Here is an 18121-nt window from a genome sequence, read left to right on the forward strand (position 1 = left end):
GTACACGCAACGTCGCGACCCCGGCGTCGCCCACCGTGGCGTACACACCGCGCCACAGACCTAACGTCGTACCCACCAGGAGCGTGCCCATGACCGCCCGTCCGATTTCCGAGACCGTTGCCTCACTGATGCCCCGCGCGAAGGCGGAGCTGACCGAGCTGGTGGCTTTCCGGTCGGTGGCGGATCCCGCACAGTTCCCGAAGAGTGAGTGCGACGCGGCGGCCGACTGGGTCGCCGACGCGCTGCGGGCCGAGGACTTCCAGGACGTCGCCCTGCTCGACACCCCGGACGGAACCCGCTCCGTGTACGGCTTCCTGCCCGGACCGGCCGGCGCGCCGACCGTGCTGCTCTACGCGCACTACGACGTCCAGCCGCCGCTGGACGAGTCCGCCTGGATCTCCCCTCCGTTCGAGCTGACCGAACGTGACGGCCGCTGGTTCGGCCGGGGCGCCGCGGACTGCAAGGGCGGCTTCATCATGCATCTGCTCGCGCTGCGCGCCCTCAAGGCGAACGGGGGCGTGCCGGTCTCCGTCAAGGTGATCGCGGAGGGCTCGGAGGAGCAGGGGACGGGAGGCCTCGAACAGTACGCCGAGGCGCACCCGGAACTGCTCGCCGCCGACACGATCGTCATCGGTGACACCGGGAACTTCCGGGTCGGTCTGCCCACCGTCACCTCGACGCTGCGGGGTATGACCATGCTGCGGGTGCAGGTGGACACCCTCGAAGGGAACCTGCACTCCGGGCAGTTCGGCGGCGCGGCCCCGGACGCGCTGGCCGCGTTGATCCAGCTTCTGGCCTCGCTGCGCGCCGAGGACGGCACGACGACGGTCGACGGGCTGACGTCGGACGCCGAATGGGACGGACTGCAGTACCCGGAGGATGAGTTCCGCAAGGACGCCAAGGTGCTCGACGGCGTGGAACTGATCGGCACCGGTTCGGTCGCCGACCGGATCTGGGCGCGGCCCGCGGTGACCGTCATCGGCATCGACTGCCCGCCGGTGGTGGGTGCCACACCGTCGCTGCAGGCGAGCGCCCGGGCTCAGGTCAGCCTGCGGGTGCCCCCGGGCCAGGACGCCGCGGAGGCGACGAAGCTGCTGACCGCCCATCTCGAGTCGCACGCCCCGTGGGGCGCGCGGGTCTCCGTCGAACTGGTCGGCCAGGGCCAGGCGTTCCGCGCCGACATCACCAGCCCGGCGTACACCTCCATGGCGGAGGCCATGCGGGCCGCCTACCCCGGCGAGGAGATGCAGTCGTCCGGCATGGGCGGCTCGATCCCGCTCTGCAACACCCTGGCCGGGCTGTACCCCGAGGCAGAGATCCTGCTGATCGGGCTGAGCGAACCCGAGGCCCGGATCCACGCGGTGAACGAGAGCGTGTCCCCTCAGGAGCTCGAGCGCCTCTCCGTCGCCGAGGCGCTGTTCCTGCGCAACTACGCGGAGTCGAAGAAGGCCTGAGGGAGCGCGCCTTCGAGCACCCGTCGCCCGGAGCGGATTCCGGGCGACGGCCTCCCGAACGGTGACGGTGCCGGTGGGCCGAGAGGCATCTCAGCCCACCGGCACACCGGCCTCCAGGTTGAGCACGGTCGACCGTTCGCGGGCCCTCAGCGCCCAGCGCAGCCGCTCGAAGCGGGTGGGCGGGAGCATGACGGCCGCTTCCTCCTCGGTGACGAAACGCCAGCCGCGCAGTTCCGAACCGGGCAGCAGGAGCTGCGCGGCGTCCTCGCCGCTCAGGCGCCCGCCGTCGAACAGGAAGCGCAGCCCCCCGTATCCGGGGGGTCTGGGCGCCTCCCAGTCGATCACCAGGAGTCTGGGTACGGTGCCGAGGCGGAGCCCGAGCTCCTCGGCGACTTCCCGTATCCCGGCCTCCGCCGGAGCCTCGCCCTGCTCCACCACCCCACCGGGGAACTCCCAGCCCGGCTTGTAGGTCGGGTCGACGAGCAGGAACCGGTCCTGTTCGTCGAAGAGCAGGACCCCGGAGGCGACGGTTTCCGCACGCGGTTCGGGGGTCTGCACGATCTCGCACTCACGGGCGTCCCCGGTGCGTACGGCCTCGGCTATCCGTTCGGCCGTCTCGTACGGGGTGAGGGCGCTGGTGTCGATCGTGTGGGCGTCCGCGGTGATCCACTCGAGCGCCGCCCGGTAGGGCTCGATGTGTTCGTAGGCCCACTGCCGGATCCTCTCGCTGTGCTCGGGATCGTCCGCGAACTCCTCCCGGCCGGCGATCCGTCTCCGCAGGATCGTTTCCTCAGGTGAGAGCAGTACATGACGCACCGGGATGCGCCGGGCGGCAAGTCCACCGAAGATCTCGTCGCGGTACTCCTGTCTCAGCAGTGTCATGGGCACCACGAGCACCCCGGAGAGCTCGGCGAGCAGAGCGGCGGCCGTGTCGACCACCAGACGCCGCCATATCGCCAGGTCCTGGTAATCGGTCACTTCGGCGAGCTTTTTCTGGGGCAGCAGGTGGCGCAGTCCCCCGCCGATCAGTTCGGGGTCGTAGAAGGTGCTGTTCGGGATCAGATCGATCAGTTCGCACGCGGCGCTCGTTTTGCCCGCACTGAACGCACCGTTGATCCAGACGATCACGGGTCCCCCTCTTCCGTAGCCCTCTGTGGCTTGCCCGCAACACCCCGCTGCGGAAACCCGCCCGGGCGACGCTGTTGCACGGAGTCGGCAACCGGCGGCTGTCGGAGGGCGTCCCATCTGTACGAGCCCAGCCGCCGGCGCGACCGTAACGGCGGGCGGCCGGACGTCGTTGGAGCGGTCAGCACAGCAACGACGAGGGGGTGCGCGGTGCGCCGTACGGTACTTGAGCGGTTTCCCGCGGGGGGACCACGGGGCAGCTTGCCCGCCGAGGAGTTCGCGGCCGCCCGACGCTGCGAGGGCATGGCCGCCGAGGTCGTGATGGACCTGGAGCAGGACGCGTTCCTGGTGGTCGTTCCGCAGCAGGCGACCGACCGGGGCCGTTGAGCCCGGCGCGGGGCGCCCGGCCCGGGAGGCCGCTACGGGGCGGCGACGGCCCGTACCCCGTTCGCTCCTGCGGGACGGACCGCAGACGCGGCGGCTGCCGCGCCCACCAGTCCTGCGTCGGTGCCCATCACCGCTGGGGCGACCGTCAGTTGCCGGACGAAGGACAGAGTGGCGTAGTCGCGCAGGTACCGGCGCAGCGGCGCGAAGAGCACCTCACCCGCGCCGGCCACTCCCCCGCCGATCACCGCGATGTCGATCTCGGCCAGCGTGGCGGTGGCGGCGATTCCGGCGGCCAGCGCCTGGGCGGCCCGCTCGTACGAGGCGACGGCGACCGGGTCACCGGCCCGCGCGGCGGCGGCCACCGCTGCTGCCGTGACATCGCCGTCCGGGCCGGGGAGCCAGCCGTTCTCCAGGGCGCGGCGCGCGATGTTCGGTCCGCTGGCGAGGCGTTCGACACAGCCGCGCGCACCGCACGGGCAGAGGTCGCCGTCCAGGTCGACGCTGATGTGACCGATGTGTCCGGCGTTGCCCGAGGGGCCCGGGTGCAGTCTTCCGCCGAGCACGAGGCCGCCACCGACGCCCGTGGAGACGACCATGCAGAGCGCGTTGTCGTAGCCGCGGGCCGCCCCCAGCCAGTGCTCGGCCGCAGTCATCGCGACGCCGTCGCCGACCAGCGCGACGGCGAGTCCGCCCGTTTCCGCACCGACCCGCTCCACCAGCGGGAAACCCCGCCAGGCCGGCACGTTGACGGGGCTGACCGTGCCGGCCGAGGCGTCGACCGGCCCTGCGCTGCCGATGCCGGCCGCGCTCACCCTGTTCCACAGCGTGGAGGCCCTGAGCTCGGACAGGACCTCGCTCACCGCACCCATGACCGTCTCGGCGTCCTCACGTGCGGGTGTCGGCCGCTGCGCCCGCAGGAGAAGGGTTCCGCCGCCGTCCACCAACGCGCCGGCGATCTTGGTGCCGCCGATGTCGAGCGCTGCGACGAGGTCGGTATGCATCGGTGTGGTCTCTCCGGATGGGTGAGGAGCGGGCGAAGGTGCGGACCTGCGACTTCCGTACGTGGTCTGCATAGTCTCCATTCTGTTGACAACGTTGTCCAGGGCCTATGCTCGACGCCACAGGCTCCGAGCCCTCCCCAGCACCGCCCGTGGGGCGCCGCCGGAACCTCCCGCACCCGACGACAGGACAGCGCACCGTGGCCGAGACCACCCGTCATTCCGAGTCCCGCTACGGCAACCGGCCCACGATGAAGGACGTGGCGGCCCGTGCCGGAGTGGGCCTCAAGACGGTATCCCGGGTGGTGAACAGCGAACCCGGCGTCACCCCCGACACGGAGCGCCGCGTCCAGGAGGCGATCGAGGCCCTCGGCTTCCGCCGCAACGACAGCGCGCGGGTGCTGCGCAAGGGCCGCACGGCCTCCATCGGCCTCGTCCTGGAGGATCTCGCCGACCCGTTCTACGGCCCCCTGAGCCGCGCGGTGGAGGAAGTGGCGCGCGCCCACGGTGCGCTGCTGATCAACGGCTCCAGCGCCGAGGACCCGGAGCGCGAGCAGGAGCTCGTGCTCGCGCTCTGCGCACGTCGCGTCGACGGCCTCATCGTGATTCCGGCCGGTGACGACCACCGCTACCTGGAGCCCGAGATACAGGCGGGTATCGCCACCGTGTTCGTGGACCGCCCTGCGGGGCGGGTCGATGCCGACATGGTCCTCTCGGACAGCTTCGGCGGCGCGCGCGAAGGCGTCGGCCACCTACTCGCGCACGGCCATCGCCGGATCGGCTTCATCGGAGACCAGCCGCGCATCCACACCGCGACGGAGCGGCTGCGCGGTTACCACGCGGCCATGACCGACGCCGGAATCACGGTCGAGGACTCGTGGGTCTCCCTCGGATCCACCGATCCGGAGCGGGTCGGGGCAGCGGCCCGGACCATGCTCTCGGGTCCCGAACCGGTCACCGCCCTCTTCGCGGGCAACAACCGCGTGACGGTCACCGCCGTGCGCGTCCTCGCAGAGTACGAACGCCGGATCGCCCTGGTCGGCTTCGACGACATCGAGCTCGCCGACCTGCTCGGCATCACGGTGATCTCCCAGGACGCCGCGGCGGTGGGCCGCACCGCCGCGGAGCACCTCTTCCGCCGCCTCGACGGAGCCGACCACCCCCCGGTGCGGGTGGAGCTCCCGACGAGGCTCATCCCCCGCGGCTCGGGCGAACTGCCGCCCGCCTGAAACATGCGTACGGCGCGCTCGGCTACGGCGTCGTGACCGTCAGCCCGCCGCGCCGGGGAGAGGCGAAGGCGTCCAGGTCCGCGCGGGTGAGGCCGGTGAGCCGGGCCACCTCCGCGGTGTCCAGGGCGCCGCAGTCGACGCCGCGCAGCAGATAGCCGCTGAGTGCCTTGGCGGTGGCCGGCTCGTCCATGACGTCGCCGGCCGCCTTGGCGACATACGCGGCGAGGCGGGACGCGGCCTGTGCGAGACCCTCCCGGTAGAAGGCGTACACGGCCGCGTAGCGGGTCGGCAGGTGACCCGGGTGCATGTCCCAGCCCTGATAGTAGGCGCGGGCCAGAGCGCGCCGGGTGAGGCCGTAGTGGAGGCGCCATGCCTCGTGGACCTGGTGGGCGGGGCCGACGGGGAGCACATTCGTGGAGCCGTCGCACACGCGCACGCCGGTTCCCGCGGCGGCCACCTGCATGACGGCCTTGGCATGATCGGCGGCCGGGTGGTCGCTCGCCTGGTAGGCGGGGCTGACCCCGACGCAGGCGCTGTAGTCGAAGGTGCCGTAGTGCAGGCCCGTCGCTCGGCCCCGCGCGGCGTCGATCATGCGGGCCACGGCCGCGGTGCCGTCCGCGGCGAGGATGGACTGGCTCGTCTCGATCTGGATCTCGAACCCGAGGCGGCCCGCGGGCAGCCCGTGAGCCTGCTCGAAGGCCTCGAGCAGGCGGACGAAGGCCGTGACCTGTTCGGGGTACGTCACCTTGGGCAGCGTCAGCACGAGCCCCTCGGGGAGGCCTCCGGCCCGCATCAGACCGGTGAGGAAGATGTCCGTGGTGCGGATGCCGCGGTCGCGCACCCCGGCTTCCATGCACTTCATGCGGATGCCCATGTACGGGGCGGCGGTCCCGTCCCTGTACGCCTCGGACACCAGCCGGGCCACGCGGGCGGCGGCCTCGTCCTCCTCCGCGTCCGGGCGGGGCCCGTAGCCGTCCTCGAAGTCGATGCGCAGGTCCTCCACGGGCTCGCGCTCCAGCTTGGCGCGTACGCGGTCGTGGACGGGCTCCGCGAGCTCCTGCGGGATGCCCAGGACCGCGGCGAGCGCGGCCGCGTCGGGGGCGTGTTCGTCGAGGGCCATCAGCGCCTGGTCGCCCCAGGACCGGATGGTGCCGGCGGTGAAGGTGTCGGCGGGGACGTACACGGTGTGCACCGGCTGGCGCGTGCCCGGGTCTCCCGGGTAGCGGCGGGCGAGTTCGGCGTCCACCGCCGCGAGGGAGGCACTGATCTCCTCACCCACCGCGTCGGCGAGGCTCGTCGCCACCTTCTCCTGCTGACCCATGACCGTACCCTCCGCACTCTCGCAATTTCCGCTTCCCGGAAACACTCATCCGCATAGTGAAGTTATAAGTCCGCCTGCCCTTGCGTCAATGGTGATCGGAAACGGTCCGGGGCCGCGCGGCGAGGAACACCGCGCGGCCCCGGACCGTCGCACAGGTACTGCTTCTCGCGGGTCAGCCCTTGCGGGTCTTGACCTCGTCGGTCAGCTGCGGGACTACGGCGAACAGGTCGCCGACGACGCCGTAGTCGACCAGGTCGAAGATCGGAGCCTCGGCGTCCTTGTTGATCGCGACGATCGTCTTCGAGGTCTGCATGCCGGCCCGGTGCTGGATCGCGCCGGAGATGCCCGAGGCGATGTAGAGCTGCGGGGAGACCGACTTGCCGGTCTGGCCGACCTGGTTGGTGTGCGGGTACCAGCCGGCGTCGACCGCGGCGCGGGAGGCGCCGACTGCGGCACCGAGCGAGTCGGCGAGCGCCTCGATGATCGCGAAGTTCTCGGCGCCGTTGACCCCACGGCCGCCGGAGACGACGATCGCGGCCTCGGTCAGCTCGGGGCGGCCGGTCGACTCGCGCGGGGTGCGGGAGAGGACCTTGGTGCCGGTGGCGGTCGCGGAGAAGGAGACGGCGAGGGCCTCGACGGTGCCCGCGGCGGCAGCGGCCTCGACGGGGGCCGAATTCGGCTTGACCGTGATGACCGGAGTGCCCTTGGAGACACGGGACTTGGTGGTGTACGAGGCGGCGAACGCGGACTGCGTCGCGACCGGACCCTGGTCGCCGGACTCCAGGTCGACGGCGTCGGTGATGATGCCGGAGCCGATACGGACCGCGAGGCGGGCCGCGATCTCCTTGGTCTCCGCGGAGGAGGGCAGCAGCACGGCGGCCGGGGAGACCGCGTCGTAGGCGGCCTGCAGCGCGTCCACCTTCGGTACGACGAGGTAGTCGGCGAACTCCGGGGCGTCGGCGGTGAGGACCTTGACCGCGCCGTGCTCGGCGAGGACACCGGCGGTGTCCGCGGCACCGTTGCCCAGCGCGACGGCGACGGGCTCGCCGATGCGGCGGGCGAGCGTCAGCAGCTCCAGAGTGGGCTTGCGGACGGCACCGTCCACGTGGTCGACATAGACGAGAACTTCAGCCATGGGACTTCAATCTCCTGCGTGCGAAGTAGGCGGGGGCGGTGAAGGGGGAACGGCCGGGGCTCAGATGAACTTCTGGCCCGCAAGGAACTCGGCCAGCTGCTTGCCGCCCTCGCCCTCGTCCTTGACGATCGTTCCCGCGGTGCGGGCCGGACGCTCGGCCGCGGAGTCCACCGCGCTCCAGGAGCCGCCCAGGCCGACCTCGTCCGCCTCGATCTCCAGGTCCTCGAGGTCCAGGGACACAACCGGCTTCTTCTTCGCCGCCATGATGCCCTTGAACGACGGGTAGCGGGCCTCACCCGACTGGTCGGTCACCGAGACCACGGCCGGCAGGGAAGCCTCCAGCTGCTCGGACGCGGAGTCGCCGTCGCGGCGGCCCTTGACCGTGCCGTCCTCGACCGAGACCTCGGAGAGCAGGGTGACCTGCGGGACGGAGAGCCGCTCGGCGAGCAGCGCCGGGAGCACACCCATGGTGCCGTCCGTCGACGCCATGCCGCAGATGACCAGGTCGTAGCCGGTCTTCTCGATGGCCTTGGCGAGCACCAGCGAGGTGCCGATGACGTCGGTGCCGTGCAGGTCGTCGTCCTCGACGTGGACGGCCTTGTCGGCGCCCATCGACAGCGCCTTGCGCAGCGCGTCCTTGGCGTCCTCGGGGCCCACCGTCAGCACGGTGATCTCCGCGTCGTCCGCCTCGTCGGCGATCTGCAGTGCCTGCTCGACCGCGTACTCGTCCAGCTCCGACAGCAGACCGTCGACGTCGTCACGGTCCAGGGTCAGGTCATCGGCGAAGTGCCGGTCGCCGGTGGCGTCGGGCACGTACTTCACACAGACAACGATCCTCAAGCTCACGCCGGCTCTCCTACTGCATCGTCTTTTCTGGGCTGCCTTGTTGCACGCAGCATAGGCGCCTTATGGGGCGGTTTCCGGTCAGGGCGACCGATGCTCCGGTGGAAATATTACTCGTCAGTACACCCATTGATCTGCCCATAAGCAAGCGCTTGGAACTGTGACGTTGCCAACGCGGTCCGCTCATGTGCCGCATGCGGGTCCTCAGTCTCGCAGAGCGGTGAATCGGCCCTGGTGGTAGACCAGCGGGCGGCCACCTCCGGAGGGATCCCCGGCCACCGCCTGAGCGATCACCACGCGATGATCCCCGGCCGGAATCCGGGCCACCACTCGGCACACGAGCCAGGCGACCACACCGTCGAGCAGGGGCACGCCTTCCGGCCCACTGCGCCAGCCGGTGGACGGGCCGAACCGGTCGGCGCCGCTGCGCGCGAACGCGGCGGCCAGCTCCCGCTGTTCCTCGCCGAGTATGTGCACGCCGATGTGCTCGGCCTCGGCCACCACGGGCCAACTGGAGGACGCGGTGCCCACACCGAAGGAGATGAGGGGCGGCTCGGCGGCGACGGAGTTGAGCGAGGTGGCCGTGAAGCCGACCGGGCGCTTGCCGGCCGCGGTGATCACGGCGACACCGGCGGCATGCTGCCGGAAGACAGAACGGAGAAGTTCGGGCGAGGCCGTCCGGGGGGCGGCGAGATCGGGCGAGGCCGTCATGGGATGTCCTTCTGCGAGGGGATGTACGGGGGCCGTGGGTTCTCAGGCACCCGGACAGCGCGCACTGGCATGGCGTACGAGGTCGACGTGGACCCGGCCGTAGAGAAGGAGTGCTGGCGGCATGCCGTCAGACTTCCGATACGTGGTGTGTGCAGTCAAGCGTGTCCCGCCATGTGGGAGATGCATCACGGTCCGTCACAACGCCCGCCCCAGCGCCGCGACGACGTCGGCCGTCCTCGGCTGCCCCGCGGCCCGCCGGACGATCCTGCCCGCCGCGTCGAGCACGAGGACGGTGGGCGTGCGACCGATGCCGAGTCTGCGTACGAGCGTGAGATGCGCCTCGGCGTCGATCTCGATGTGCGCCACGCCGTCGACCATCCCCGCGACCTCGGCCAGCGTGCGCCGAGTGGCCCTGCAGGGCTGACAGAAGGCGCTGGAGAACTGCACGAGGGTCGCTCGATCCCCCAGTTCCGCGCCGAGTTGGGCAGCGTCCAGGGTCTCGGCAGCCGTCTGCCCGTCCATCCGCGTCCTCCTTCTCAGAGCTCTGCGCAAAGGGTCAGCACCCTATGGCCCCATTACATTCCCGGAGGTTTCACGTGACGAGAATCTCGCGCGCCGGGCCCTTTGGGGCTGGCCACGGCGTCGCGCATGGGGCACGATCGCCACAATGCCGATTACCTACGGCTGCGTAACTTCCGCCGGGAGAACCCACCCCAGGCACTGAAGAAGGGTCTTCATCCAGATGGCAGAACTCGTCTATCGGCCGGTCGTCGGCGCCGCTCGTACGCTGTTCAAGGCGCTCGACCTGAAGATCGACACCCAGGGTTCGGAGCACATCCCGAAGACCGGTGGCGCCGTACTGGTCAGCAACCACATCAGCTATCTGGACTTCATCTTCACCGGACTCGGCGCCCTCCCGCAGAAGCGGCTCGTCCGCTTCATGGCGAAGGAATCGGTCTTCCGGCACAAGGTCTCCGGCCCGCTGATGCGCGGTATGAAGCACATCCCCGTCGACCGCAACCAGGGCGAGGACGCCTACGCGCACGCGCTCGCCTCGTTGCGGTCCGGCGAGATCGTCGGTGTGTTCCCCGAGGCGACGATCTCCCAGTCCTTCACCCTGAAGAGCTTCAAGTCGGGTGCCGCGCGGCTGGCCCAGGAGGCCGGCGTGCCGCTGATCCCGATGGCGCTGTGGGGCACGCAGCGGCTGTGGACCAAGGGCCGCCCGCGCAACTTCCGGCGCAGCCACATCCCGGTCACCATCCGGGTGGGCGAGCCCCTGGATGCGCCCACCGACCAGTACGCGGGCGCGATCACCCGTAGGCTCCGGGAGCGCGTGCAGGAGCTCCTGGAAGCGGCGCAGCGCGCCTATCCGGTGCGCCCCAGGGACGCGAGCGACACCTGGTGGGTTCCGGCGCACCTCGGCGGTACGGCTCCGACGCCCGCCGAGGTCCGCGAGCTCGGCTGACCGGCCGGTCAGCAGCGAATCGTCACGCCGGTTCGTGGAGGGTGATCCGTACCCCGGGGCTCAATTTCTCGAGGGACTCGGCGAGTTCGGTGGCTGCGACCCCGAGCTCGCCGGGCGTCACGGGGGCAAGACCCTCCAGCAGGAAGAGGGCGTTCACCGATTCCTCGGTGAGACGCGTGCGCACGCCCTGACGCCAGTTCCAGCGGCGGCAGGTCACGGCCTCGTCGTCGCGCCAGACGACCTCGCCGGGCTCGGGGTGTTCCACGGCGTCCTCGCCGCCGGCGACGGTGGGGAACGGCTCCAGCCCCGTCGCGCGCACGATCCGCATGGCACCGCCGATGCGGTCCAGGTCCTCGCCGCCGACAGGGATCAGGTGGGCGACGCTGATGGCGTTGTAGAGGTCGACCAGCAGATTGATCCGGGGCAGTCCGGCCTCGGTGAGCGCGCGCCTGGCCAGCGCCTCGGCGGAGTTGCGGGTGCGTGAGGGCTTGGCACCGAATGACGTGTAGGTCTCGCGCCAGGCGGCGATGTGCGGGTCCTCGTGCGGCGCCCGGCCGCCGAGCCGCTCGACCAGCCTGCGGGTCGCATCGTCCAGCAGCGCCGAACTGTCCTCGTTGCTGGGCCCGTTGACCAGACCGTGTGCCTCGACGGCAACATGGGTGAAGCCCGGGGCCAGGCTGCGCACTTCGTCGGTAACCGTGATCGTCAGGGCCATCGTCCGCCTCGCTCCGACGCGTTGCGGGCACAGGTCCGGGCGTTCCGGAACCACCGCACGCGGTACGGCACAGTGTACTGGACAGCCCAATCCACTGGACTTGCGCGTGCGCCCGCCGGGCACAGCGATGCGGCCGACCGGGCGCTCCGGTCGGCCGCATCCCCCACGACTACTTCGACATCTCGTCCTTGAGCGCGAGCACGAAGGCGTCGACGTCCTCTTCCCGGGTGTCGAAGGCACACATCCAGCGGACGTCTCCGGCCTTCTCGTCCCAGAAGTAGAAGCGGAAGCGCTTCTGCAGCCGTTCGCTCACGTCGTGCGGCAGGCGGGCGAAGACGGCGTTGGCCTGGACGGGATAGAGGATCTCCACGCCGTCCACCGAGCGGACCCCCTCGGCGAGGCGCTGCGCCATGGCGTTGGAGTGCCGGGCGTTGCGCAGCCAGAGGTCACGGGCGAGCAGCGCCTCGAGCTGGACGGAGACGAAGCGCATCTTGGAGGCCAGCTGCATCGACAGCTTGCGCAGGTGCTTCATCGCACGGACGGAGTCCGGGTCAAGGACGATGACAGCCTCGCCGAAGAGAGCGCCGTTCTTCGTGCCCCCGAAGGAGAGGACGTCGACGCCGACCGCGTTGGTGAACGTACGCATCGGCACGTCCAGCGACGCGGCGGCGTTGGCTATCCGGGCTCCGTCGAGGTGGACCTTCATGCCCCGCTCGTGGGCGTGATCGCAGATGGCCCGGATCTCGGCCGGTGTGTAGACCGTACCGAGCTCGGTGTTCTGGGTGATCGACACGACCTGTGGCATCGCCCGGTGCTCGTCGTCCCAGCCGTAGGCCTGGCGGTCGATGAGCTCCGGCGTCAGTTTGCCGTCCGGGGTCGGGACGGTGAGCAGCTTCAGTCCGCCCATCCGCTCCGGCGCTCCGCCCTCGTCGACGTTGATGTGGGCGGATTCGGCGCAGATCACCGCGCCCCAGCGGTCGGTCATGGCCTGGAGCGCGACGACGTTGGCTCCGGTGCCGTTGAACACCGGGAAGGCCTCGGCGGTCGGGCCGAAGTGGCTGTGGATGACCCGCTGGAGGTGCCCGGTGTAGTCGTCCTCGCCGTAGGCGACCTGATGGCCGCCGTTGGCGAGGGCAAGGGCGGCGAGGATCTCCGGGTGCGCGCCCGCGTAGTTGTCACTGGCGAAACCGCGTACATGCGGATCGTGGTGACGTCGCGCATCGGTCCTTACGGTTGCGGGGTCAGCCACAGACGCTTTCCGTTCACTTCTCCGGCGGGCATGTCCCAGACGCCGGCGATGGCCTCGGCCAGCTCCTTGACATCGGTGAAGCCCGCAAACTTCGCATTCGGGCGCTCGGCGCGCATCGCGTCGTGCACCAGTGCCTTGACGACCAGGATCGCAGCAGCCGAGGTCGGACCGTCGTCGCCCCCCGCCTTGCGGAAGGCGTCGCCCAGAGCGAGCGTCCAGGCCTCTGCCGCGGCCTTGGCTGCGGCGTAGGCCGCGTTGCCCTCCGTGGGCTTGCTGGCTCCTGCCGCGCTCACCAGGACGTAGCGGCCGCGGTCACTGCGCTGCAGGACGTCCTGGAACGCGAGAGAAGTCGACTGGACCGTACGGATCAGCAGCTTCTCGAGGAAGTCCCAGTCGGCGAGCGACGTCTCGGCGAAGGTCGCGCTGCCGCGCCAGCCCCCGACGAGATGGACGAGGCCGTCGATCCGGCCGAACTCCTTCTCCGTCTTGTCCACCCACTCACGCGCGGCACCCACGTCGAGCAGATCGACGGTGTCTCCCGTGACGGTCGCTCCACCGTGCGCGTACCGCGCGGCGTCGACCGCCTCGGCGAGCCGTTCCGGATGGGAGTCGGACGCCACCACGGTCGCGCCCGCCTCGGCGAGCCTCAGCAGTGTGGCCCGGCCGGCGGGCCCCGCCGCTCCGGCCACCGCGATCACCGCACCCTCGAGCACACCGCTGCCCTCGTTCCTGTCTGTTCCGTTCATGGCCACCGACTCCTCAGAACGCGCGTTCACGCAGCTGCCCGCTCGGCATCCGTCGCCGTGATCCCCTTGGTGGCGGCGATCACGTGCTTCAGCTTCTTGGAAAGCGCCTCATAGAACATGCTCAGGGGAAACTCGTCCGGAAGCACGTCGTCGACGAGCTTGCGTGGCGGCTGGGTCAGGTCCAGGGCGTCCGGACCCTTGGCCCAGCGGGAGCCGGGGTGCGGGGCGAGATAGGTGGCGACCAGGTCGTACGCGGCGAACCAGTGCACCAGCTTGGGCCGGTCGATGCCGTCGCGGTAGAGCTTCTCGATCTCGCCGCAGAGCTGGTTGGTGACCTGCGGGGCGCGGTCCCAGTCGATCTTCAGGGTGTTGTCGGTCCAGCGGACCACGTCGTGCTTGTGGAGGTACGCGAAGAGGAGCTGGCCGCCGAGGCCGTCGTAGTTGCGCACGCGCTCGCCCGTGACGGGAAAGCGGAACATCCGGTCGAACAGCACCGCGAACTGCACGTCGCGGCCCTGGCCGAAGCCGTCGGCCTCCAGGTTCACAGCCTCCCTGAAGGCGGTGAGGTCGCAGCGCAGCTCCTCGAGTCCGTACATCCAGAACGGCTGGCGCTGCTTGATCATGAAGGGGTCGAACGGCAGGTCGCCGTGGCTGTGGGTGCGGTCGTGGACCATGTCCCAGAGTACGAATGCCTGCTCGCAGCGCTTCTGGTCGCCGATCATCTCGCGGATGTCGTCGGGCAGCTCGACAGCCAGGAGCGCGACGGAGGCCTCGGTGACGCGGCGGAAGCGGGCCGCCTCGCGGTCGCAGAAGATGCCTCCCCAGCTGAACCGCTCGGGAGCCTCGCGCACGGCGATGGTCTCGGGGAAGAGCACGGCGGAGTTGGTGTCGTAACCCGAGGTGAAGTCCTCGAAGGTGATGCCGCAGAACAGCGGGTTGTCGTAGCGGGTTGCCTCGAGGTCGGCGAGCCACTCGGGCCAGACCATGCGCAGCACGACCGCTTCGAGGTTGCGGTCCGGGTTGCCGTTCTGCGTGTACATCGCGAAGACGACGAGGTGCTGGAGTCCGTCGGCGCGGTTCTTGGCGGGCTGGAAGGCGAGGAGCGAGTCGAGGAAGTCCGGAACGCCGAAGTCGTCGGCGGCCCAGCGGCGCAGGTCCTGAACGAGGGCGCGGTGGTACGCGGCGTCGTACGGGAGCAGGGGGGAGAGCTCCTCGACCGCGGTGATCACGCGCTCGAGCGTGGCGGTGGCCGTCTCCGTGGAGGGGGCTCCCACGGCCGCGAAGTCGATGGAGCCGTCCTTCGACTGCCAGGGACGCAGCTCTTCCACGGCACTCTTGAGCACGGGCCAGGCCGGGTGCTCGACTACCCGCGGGGCAGCAGCTATCGCGCCGGTGGCGGCGGCGTGCTCAAGAATTTCCGTCATAACACTTCCTTCACAGAAGAACCTCGCGTGGAGCAACGGTAACCACCGTCGGCCACTTCGAACAAGTCGGATCCAGAAAATTATCCTGCGATCCTCCATCATCACCGCTATTTTTCCTGCCACACATCCGCTGGACAACTTCTTCCGCCGCACGGGCAGGACGTTAGCCTTCCTGCGCGCGAGACCTGGTTCCCTGGGGTATGAGCAGCACGCGGGGGCCGACGACGGACGGAAGCGGGATTGCCTTGACTTTTCTCACCATCGGTCACCGCGGAGTCATGGGTGTCGAGCCGGAGAACACGCTGCGCTCCTTCGTGCACGCGGAGCAGGCCGGCATGGACGCCATCGAACTGGATCTCCATCTGAGCAAGGACGGCGCACTCGCCGTCATGCACGACGCCGCGGTGGACCGCACGACGGACGGCAGGGGGCAGATCGCCGAGAAGACGCTGGCAGAGCTCCGCGAGCTCGATGCCGGACAGGGTGAGCGGGTGCCCGTCTTCGAGGAGGTGCTCGACGCGGTCGGCTCACCCCTGCAGGCGGAGATCAAGGACCTGGCCGCGGCGCGGGCGCTCGCCGAGGTGATGCTGCGGCGCGATCTCGCCGGCCGGGTCGAGGTGTCGTCGTTCCATGACGGGGCGGTCGCCGAGATCGCGCAGCTGGTACCGGGGGTGCGGACCGTGCTCATCGCGAGCCACTGGGGCGGGGACGTGGTCGAACGCGCCCGGGCGGTGGGCGCTGCCACGCTTGCCCTGAACATCCGCCGCACCACGCTGGAGGTCGTGGAGCAGGCGCACGCGGCGGGTCTGAAGGTGATCGGCTGGGTGGTGAACACCCAGGACCATCTGCGTCTGGTGCGCGGACTCGGCCTGGACGGAGCGACGACCGACTATCCGGAGATCCGCCGGGCGGGCCGCTTCACCGCCTGAGCCCCGGGACGGGTCTACAGCTCCTTGACGAGCAGCTCGAACGCGAGGTCGTCGCGCTGCGGGATGCCGAAGCGCTCGTCGCCGTACGGGAAGGGGGTCAGCTCTCCCGTACGGCGGTAGCCCCGGCGCTCGTACCAGGCAATCAGCTCCTCGCGGACCGAGATCACCGTCATGTGCATCTCGGTCACACCCCAGCTCTCGCGGACCATGCGCTCCGCCTCGGCGATGATGACCTTGCCGAGGCCGGCGCCCTGGAGCCCGGGCTTCACCGCGAACATGCCGAAGTAGGCAGCCTTGCCCCGGTGCTCGAGCTGGCAGCAGGCGACCGGCTCTCCGTCCCGCTCGGCCACCAGGAGCCGCCCCGAGGGAGCCGTGACCACCTCGCGCACCCCGTCCGCGTCCGTCCGCTGCCCTTGGAGGATGTCCGCCTCCGTGGTCCATCCGGCCCGGCTCGAGTCGCCGCGGTAGGCGGACTGGACGAGCTGCACGAGAACCGGCACATCGGCTTCGGTCGCGTCGCGGAAGGTCAGCTGTGCCCGGTCAGGGGACGGTGCGATGTCCATGGTGGCGTTCTCCGTTTGTCTGCTGCCGACGGTGCGGTCCGAGACTAACCCGGCCGCCGGCCGCCCCCTTCGGGCCCTGGTGCGCTCCCCCAGTACCCCAATGCGCCCCGGTAGGGCGATCCGGCGCTGGGCACCGAGTAGATGACATCGGCGATCACCGTAGGGGGAGGTGCACCGTGCACGGACCGGCGCCGGCCGGCTGGCTGTTGATGGTGCTGTGCGGAGCCACGGGGGCGTACAGCCTGGTGCGTACGCGCAGCGGAACGGAGGAGGAGCGCAGGACGGCGCGCGCGGAAGGACTGATGGGTTTCGGCATGGCCGCGATGGCCGTGCCCGCGGCCGTGTTCACCCTGCCCGGCTGGACCTGGGCGGTGTACGCGGTGCTGTTCGGCGGGGCGGCTCTGCGCGTGCTCGTGGCCGCCCGGTACCGCGCCCACCATCTGCACCATCTGGTCGGTTCGCTGGCCATGGTCTACATGGCGGTGGCGATGGCGCGCAACGCGGGCCGGGGCGTGAGCGGCGGGCACATGGATCACGGAGCCGCCGGATCCGCGGCGTCGGCCGGAGGCATACCCCTGCTGACCGGAGCGCTGCTGGCGTACTACGCGCTGTACGTGCTGCGCTCCGCGGGACGGTTGATCCCGGTGACCGCAGCCGCCGGCCCGGGCAGTCCTGGCCGTGCGGCGGGCCCCGGCCGGGGGTCGCGCCCCGAGCTGGCACTGGCCTGCAGGCTGACCCTGGGGATAGGCATGCTCGCGATGCTGCTCACTCTGTGAGACAGCGGGCCCGTTGTGCCGTGTCGTGCGTCACTTGGCGTGCACGGCCATACCCGCGAGTACCGCGGCCCTCATAGGGTGACGCCCATGCTGGTCTCCCTCGTGCTGCTGGTCCTCGGTGCACTGACCGCCGTTGTGACTCCGCGCCTGATGGCCCGGGCACAGTGGCCGGAGCGCGAGCCGGTCGTGGCCCTGTGGGTCTGGCAGTGCGTGGTCGCCGGGGTTCTGCTGTCCTTCGGGCTCTCCATGATGCTCAGTGCGGCCGCCGCCTGGCAGGCGGTACGGGGACAGGTCTTCGCGCCCGCCCCCCGCGCGGTGGTGGAGGCCTACGCGCTGGCCGCCTACGGGCCCTGGTCGGCCGTCATCGCGGTGCTGCTCGCGCTGGGCGGTCTCTGGACCGTGGCCATGCTCGTACGGGAGATCCACCGGGCGCAGCAGCGGCGCAGGCGGCGCCGGAGCGAACTGCTGGTCCGTTCCCCACTGATGCCCGGCGAGGAGCCCGGCAGCGGCCCTCTGGTGGTGCTGGAGGGCGAGCGTCCGGATGCCTGGTGGCTGCCCGGTGCGGCGCCTCGACTGGTCATCACCACAGCGGCTCTCGGGCGGCTGAAAGGCCGTCAGCTCGATGCCGTACTGGCTCATGAGCAGGGTCACGCGCAGGCCCGCCACGACTGGCTCCTGCACTGCTCGACCGCGCTGGCGACCGGGTTCCCGCAGGTGCCGGTGTTCGCGGCGTTCCGTGACGAGATGCACCGACTGGTCGAACTGGCGGCGGACGATGTGGCGTCCCGGCGCTTCGGGCGCCTCACGATCGCCCTCGCCCTGGTCGAACTCAACGAGGACCGCGGAGTGTTCGGCCCGTGCCCGACCCCGGACGCGCAAGTGCCGCTCCGGGTGAACCGGTTGCTCGCCCCGGTGGAGCGGCTGACCGCGGGCCGTCGGCTGCGGCTGACCGCGGCGGCCGCCCTGGTGCCGGTCGTACCGCTGTTGGTGGCCTTCGTTCCGGGACTCAGCGCACTGGGATGAGTGGGTTTCGCCCCACGTCCGCGAGGAT

At 70.5% G+C, this 18121-nt stretch carries 19 protein-coding genes; 7 read left to right on the top strand and 12 right to left on the bottom strand.

Annotation, left to right across the window (positions count from 1 at the left end; all coding sequences use genetic code 11):
- The first annotated feature begins 89 nt into the window (after positions 1–89).
- Entirely contained in the window at positions 90–1454 is a 1365-nt protein-coding gene (locus OG844_RS04170) for a dipeptidase (protein WP_406388159.1), read from the top strand.
- A 90-nt stretch (positions 1455–1544) separates the two neighbouring features.
- Here the strand turns inward: OG844_RS04170 and OG844_RS04175 are convergent, their stop codons facing one another.
- Positions 1545–2582 carry an NUDIX domain-containing protein gene (locus tag OG844_RS04175; RefSeq protein ID WP_406388161.1) on the bottom strand — a complete coding sequence of 346 codons (1038 nt, stop codon included), beginning with the start codon at positions 2580–2582 and terminating at the stop codon, positions 1545–1547.
- 258 nt (positions 2583–2840) lie between these two features.
- Between OG844_RS04175 and OG844_RS04180 the strand changes: the two genes are divergently transcribed.
- Complete coding sequence (locus OG844_RS04180; protein WP_406396393.1) at positions 2841–2966, top strand: hypothetical protein; 126 nt, start codon at positions 2841–2843, stop codon at positions 2964–2966.
- Between the two features lie 32 nt (positions 2967–2998).
- Here the strand turns inward: OG844_RS04180 and OG844_RS04185 are convergent, their stop codons facing one another.
- On the bottom strand, positions 2999–3967 hold the full coding sequence (locus OG844_RS04185; protein WP_406388163.1) for an ROK family protein: 969 nt from the start codon (positions 3965–3967) through the stop codon (positions 2999–3001).
- Between the two features lie 197 nt (positions 3968–4164).
- On the opposite strand from OG844_RS04185, the gene OG844_RS04190 reads away from it, so the two are divergent.
- Positions 4165–5193: a LacI family DNA-binding transcriptional regulator gene (locus tag OG844_RS04190; RefSeq protein WP_351181925.1), complete on the top strand. Its 1029-nt coding sequence runs from the start codon at positions 4165–4167 to the stop codon at positions 5191–5193.
- Between the two features lie 22 nt (positions 5194–5215).
- Here the strand turns inward: OG844_RS04190 and OG844_RS04195 are convergent, their stop codons facing one another.
- The 5 genes from OG844_RS04195 to OG844_RS04215 form a co-directional block, all read right to left on the bottom strand.
- Complete coding sequence (locus OG844_RS04195) at positions 5216–6514, bottom strand: DUF6986 family protein (RefSeq protein ID WP_406388165.1); 1299 nt, start codon at positions 6512–6514, stop codon at positions 5216–5218.
- 172 nt (positions 6515–6686) lie between these two features.
- The gene (locus OG844_RS04200; RefSeq protein ID WP_406388166.1) at positions 6687–7649 is read right to left on the bottom strand and encodes an electron transfer flavoprotein subunit alpha/FixB family protein; all 963 of its coding nucleotides are present in this window, start codon (positions 7647–7649) and stop codon (positions 6687–6689) included.
- A gap of 60 nt (positions 7650–7709) precedes the next feature.
- A complete protein-coding gene (locus tag OG844_RS04205; RefSeq protein WP_406388168.1) occupies positions 7710–8495 on the bottom strand; it encodes an electron transfer flavoprotein subunit beta/FixA family protein in 786 nt (261 codons plus the stop codon).
- A 201-nt stretch (positions 8496–8696) separates the two neighbouring features.
- Positions 8697–9203, bottom strand: coding sequence for a flavin reductase family protein (locus tag OG844_RS04210; RefSeq protein ID WP_406388170.1), 507 nt, complete (start codon positions 9201–9203; stop codon positions 8697–8699).
- 195 nt (positions 9204–9398) lie between these two features.
- Positions 9399–9725 carry a TlpA family protein disulfide reductase gene (locus OG844_RS04215; protein WP_406388171.1) on the bottom strand — a complete coding sequence of 109 codons (327 nt, stop codon included), beginning with the start codon at positions 9723–9725 and terminating at the stop codon, positions 9399–9401.
- Positions 9726–9945: 220 nt separating this feature from the next.
- On the opposite strand from OG844_RS04215, the gene OG844_RS04220 reads away from it, so the two are divergent.
- On the top strand, positions 9946–10668 hold the full coding sequence (locus OG844_RS04220) for a lysophospholipid acyltransferase family protein (RefSeq protein WP_406388172.1): 723 nt from the start codon (positions 9946–9948) through the stop codon (positions 10666–10668).
- A gap of 22 nt (positions 10669–10690) precedes the next feature.
- On the opposite strand, the gene OG844_RS04225 is transcribed toward OG844_RS04220, so the two are convergent.
- The 4 genes from OG844_RS04225 to OG844_RS04240 all read right to left on the bottom strand — a co-directional run bounded on the left by OG844_RS04225 (position 10691) and on the right by OG844_RS04240 (position 14802).
- The gene (locus OG844_RS04225; protein WP_406388173.1) at positions 10691–11383 is read right to left on the bottom strand and encodes a B3/4 domain-containing protein; all 693 of its coding nucleotides are present in this window, start codon (positions 11381–11383) and stop codon (positions 10691–10693) included.
- Positions 11384–11552: 169 nt separating this feature from the next.
- Positions 11553–12632: a threonine aldolase family protein gene (locus OG844_RS04230; RefSeq protein WP_406388174.1), complete on the bottom strand. Its 1080-nt coding sequence runs from the start codon at positions 12630–12632 to the stop codon at positions 11553–11555.
- Complete coding sequence (locus OG844_RS04235; protein WP_406388175.1) at positions 12611–13378, bottom strand: SDR family NAD(P)-dependent oxidoreductase; 768 nt, start codon at positions 13376–13378, stop codon at positions 12611–12613. Before OG844_RS04235 ends, OG844_RS04230 begins: the two co-directional genes overlap by 22 nt.
- A gap of 26 nt (positions 13379–13404) precedes the next feature.
- Positions 13405–14802 (bottom strand): DUF6421 family protein, encoded by a 1398-nt coding sequence (locus tag OG844_RS04240; RefSeq protein WP_406388176.1) that lies wholly within the window; start codon positions 14800–14802, stop codon positions 13405–13407.
- 278 nt (positions 14803–15080) lie between these two features.
- On the opposite strand from OG844_RS04240, the gene OG844_RS04245 reads away from it, so the two are divergent.
- Positions 15081–15731 (top strand): glycerophosphodiester phosphodiesterase, encoded by a 651-nt coding sequence (locus OG844_RS04245; protein ID WP_406395995.1) that lies wholly within the window; start codon positions 15081–15083, stop codon positions 15729–15731.
- Between the two features lie 14 nt (positions 15732–15745).
- Here OG844_RS04245 and OG844_RS04250 read toward each other — a convergent pair whose 3' ends face one another.
- Complete coding sequence (locus OG844_RS04250; RefSeq protein WP_406388177.1) at positions 15746–16294, bottom strand: GNAT family N-acetyltransferase; 549 nt, start codon at positions 16292–16294, stop codon at positions 15746–15748.
- Positions 16295–16470: 176 nt separating this feature from the next.
- Between OG844_RS04250 and OG844_RS04255 the strand changes: the two genes are divergently transcribed.
- Positions 16471–17070: a DUF5134 domain-containing protein gene (locus OG844_RS04255; protein WP_406388179.1), complete on the top strand. Its 600-nt coding sequence runs from the start codon at positions 16471–16473 to the stop codon at positions 17068–17070.
- 87 nt (positions 17071–17157) lie between these two features.
- Positions 17158–18093 carry a M56 family metallopeptidase gene (locus OG844_RS04260; RefSeq protein WP_406388180.1) on the top strand — a complete coding sequence of 312 codons (936 nt, stop codon included), beginning with the start codon at positions 17158–17160 and terminating at the stop codon, positions 18091–18093.
- The last annotated feature ends 28 nt before the right edge of the window (positions 18094–18121 follow it).

Source organism: Streptomyces sp. NBC_00887 (assembly GCF_045207585.1).

Bases quoted from the DNA above. Each gene is read 5' to 3' on its own strand.
- OG844_RS04215 (WP_406388171.1), bottom strand. From the start codon at position 9,725: ATGGACGGGCAGACGGCTGCCGAGACCCTGGACGCTGCCCAACTCGGC.
- OG844_RS04220 (WP_406388172.1), top strand. From the start codon at position 9,946: ATGGCAGAACTCGTCTATCGGCCGGTCGTCGGCGCCGCTCGTACGCTG.
- OG844_RS04185 (WP_406388163.1), bottom strand. From the start codon at position 3,967: ATGCATACCGACCTCGTCGCAGCGCTCGACATCGGCGGCACCAAGATC.
- OG844_RS04245 (WP_406395995.1), top strand. From the start codon at position 15,081: ATGGGTGTCGAGCCGGAGAACACGCTGCGCTCCTTCGTGCACGCGGAG.
- OG844_RS04170 (WP_406388159.1), top strand. From the start codon at position 90: ATGACCGCCCGTCCGATTTCCGAGACCGTTGCCTCACTGATGCCCCGC.
- OG844_RS04225 (WP_406388173.1), bottom strand. From the start codon at position 11,383: ATGGCCCTGACGATCACGGTTACCGACGAAGTGCGCAGCCTGGCCCCG.
- OG844_RS04250 (WP_406388177.1), bottom strand. From the start codon at position 16,294: ATGGACATCGCACCGTCCCCTGACCGGGCACAGCTGACCTTCCGCGAC.
- OG844_RS04240 (WP_406388176.1), bottom strand. From the start codon at position 14,802: ATGACGGAAATTCTTGAGCACGCCGCCGCCACCGGCGCGATAGCTGCT.
- OG844_RS04260 (WP_406388180.1), top strand. From the start codon at position 17,158: ATGCTGGTCTCCCTCGTGCTGCTGGTCCTCGGTGCACTGACCGCCGTT.
- OG844_RS04235 (WP_406388175.1), bottom strand. From the start codon at position 13,378: ATGAACGGAACAGACAGGAACGAGGGCAGCGGTGTGCTCGAGGGTGCG.
- OG844_RS04200 (WP_406388166.1), bottom strand. From the start codon at position 7,649: ATGGCTGAAGTTCTCGTCTATGTCGACCACGTGGACGGTGCCGTCCGC.
- OG844_RS04195 (WP_406388165.1), bottom strand. From the start codon at position 6,514: ATGGGTCAGCAGGAGAAGGTGGCGACGAGCCTCGCCGACGCGGTGGGT.
- OG844_RS04210 (WP_406388170.1), bottom strand. From the start codon at position 9,203: ATGACGGCCTCGCCCGATCTCGCCGCCCCCCGGACGGCCTCGCCCGAA.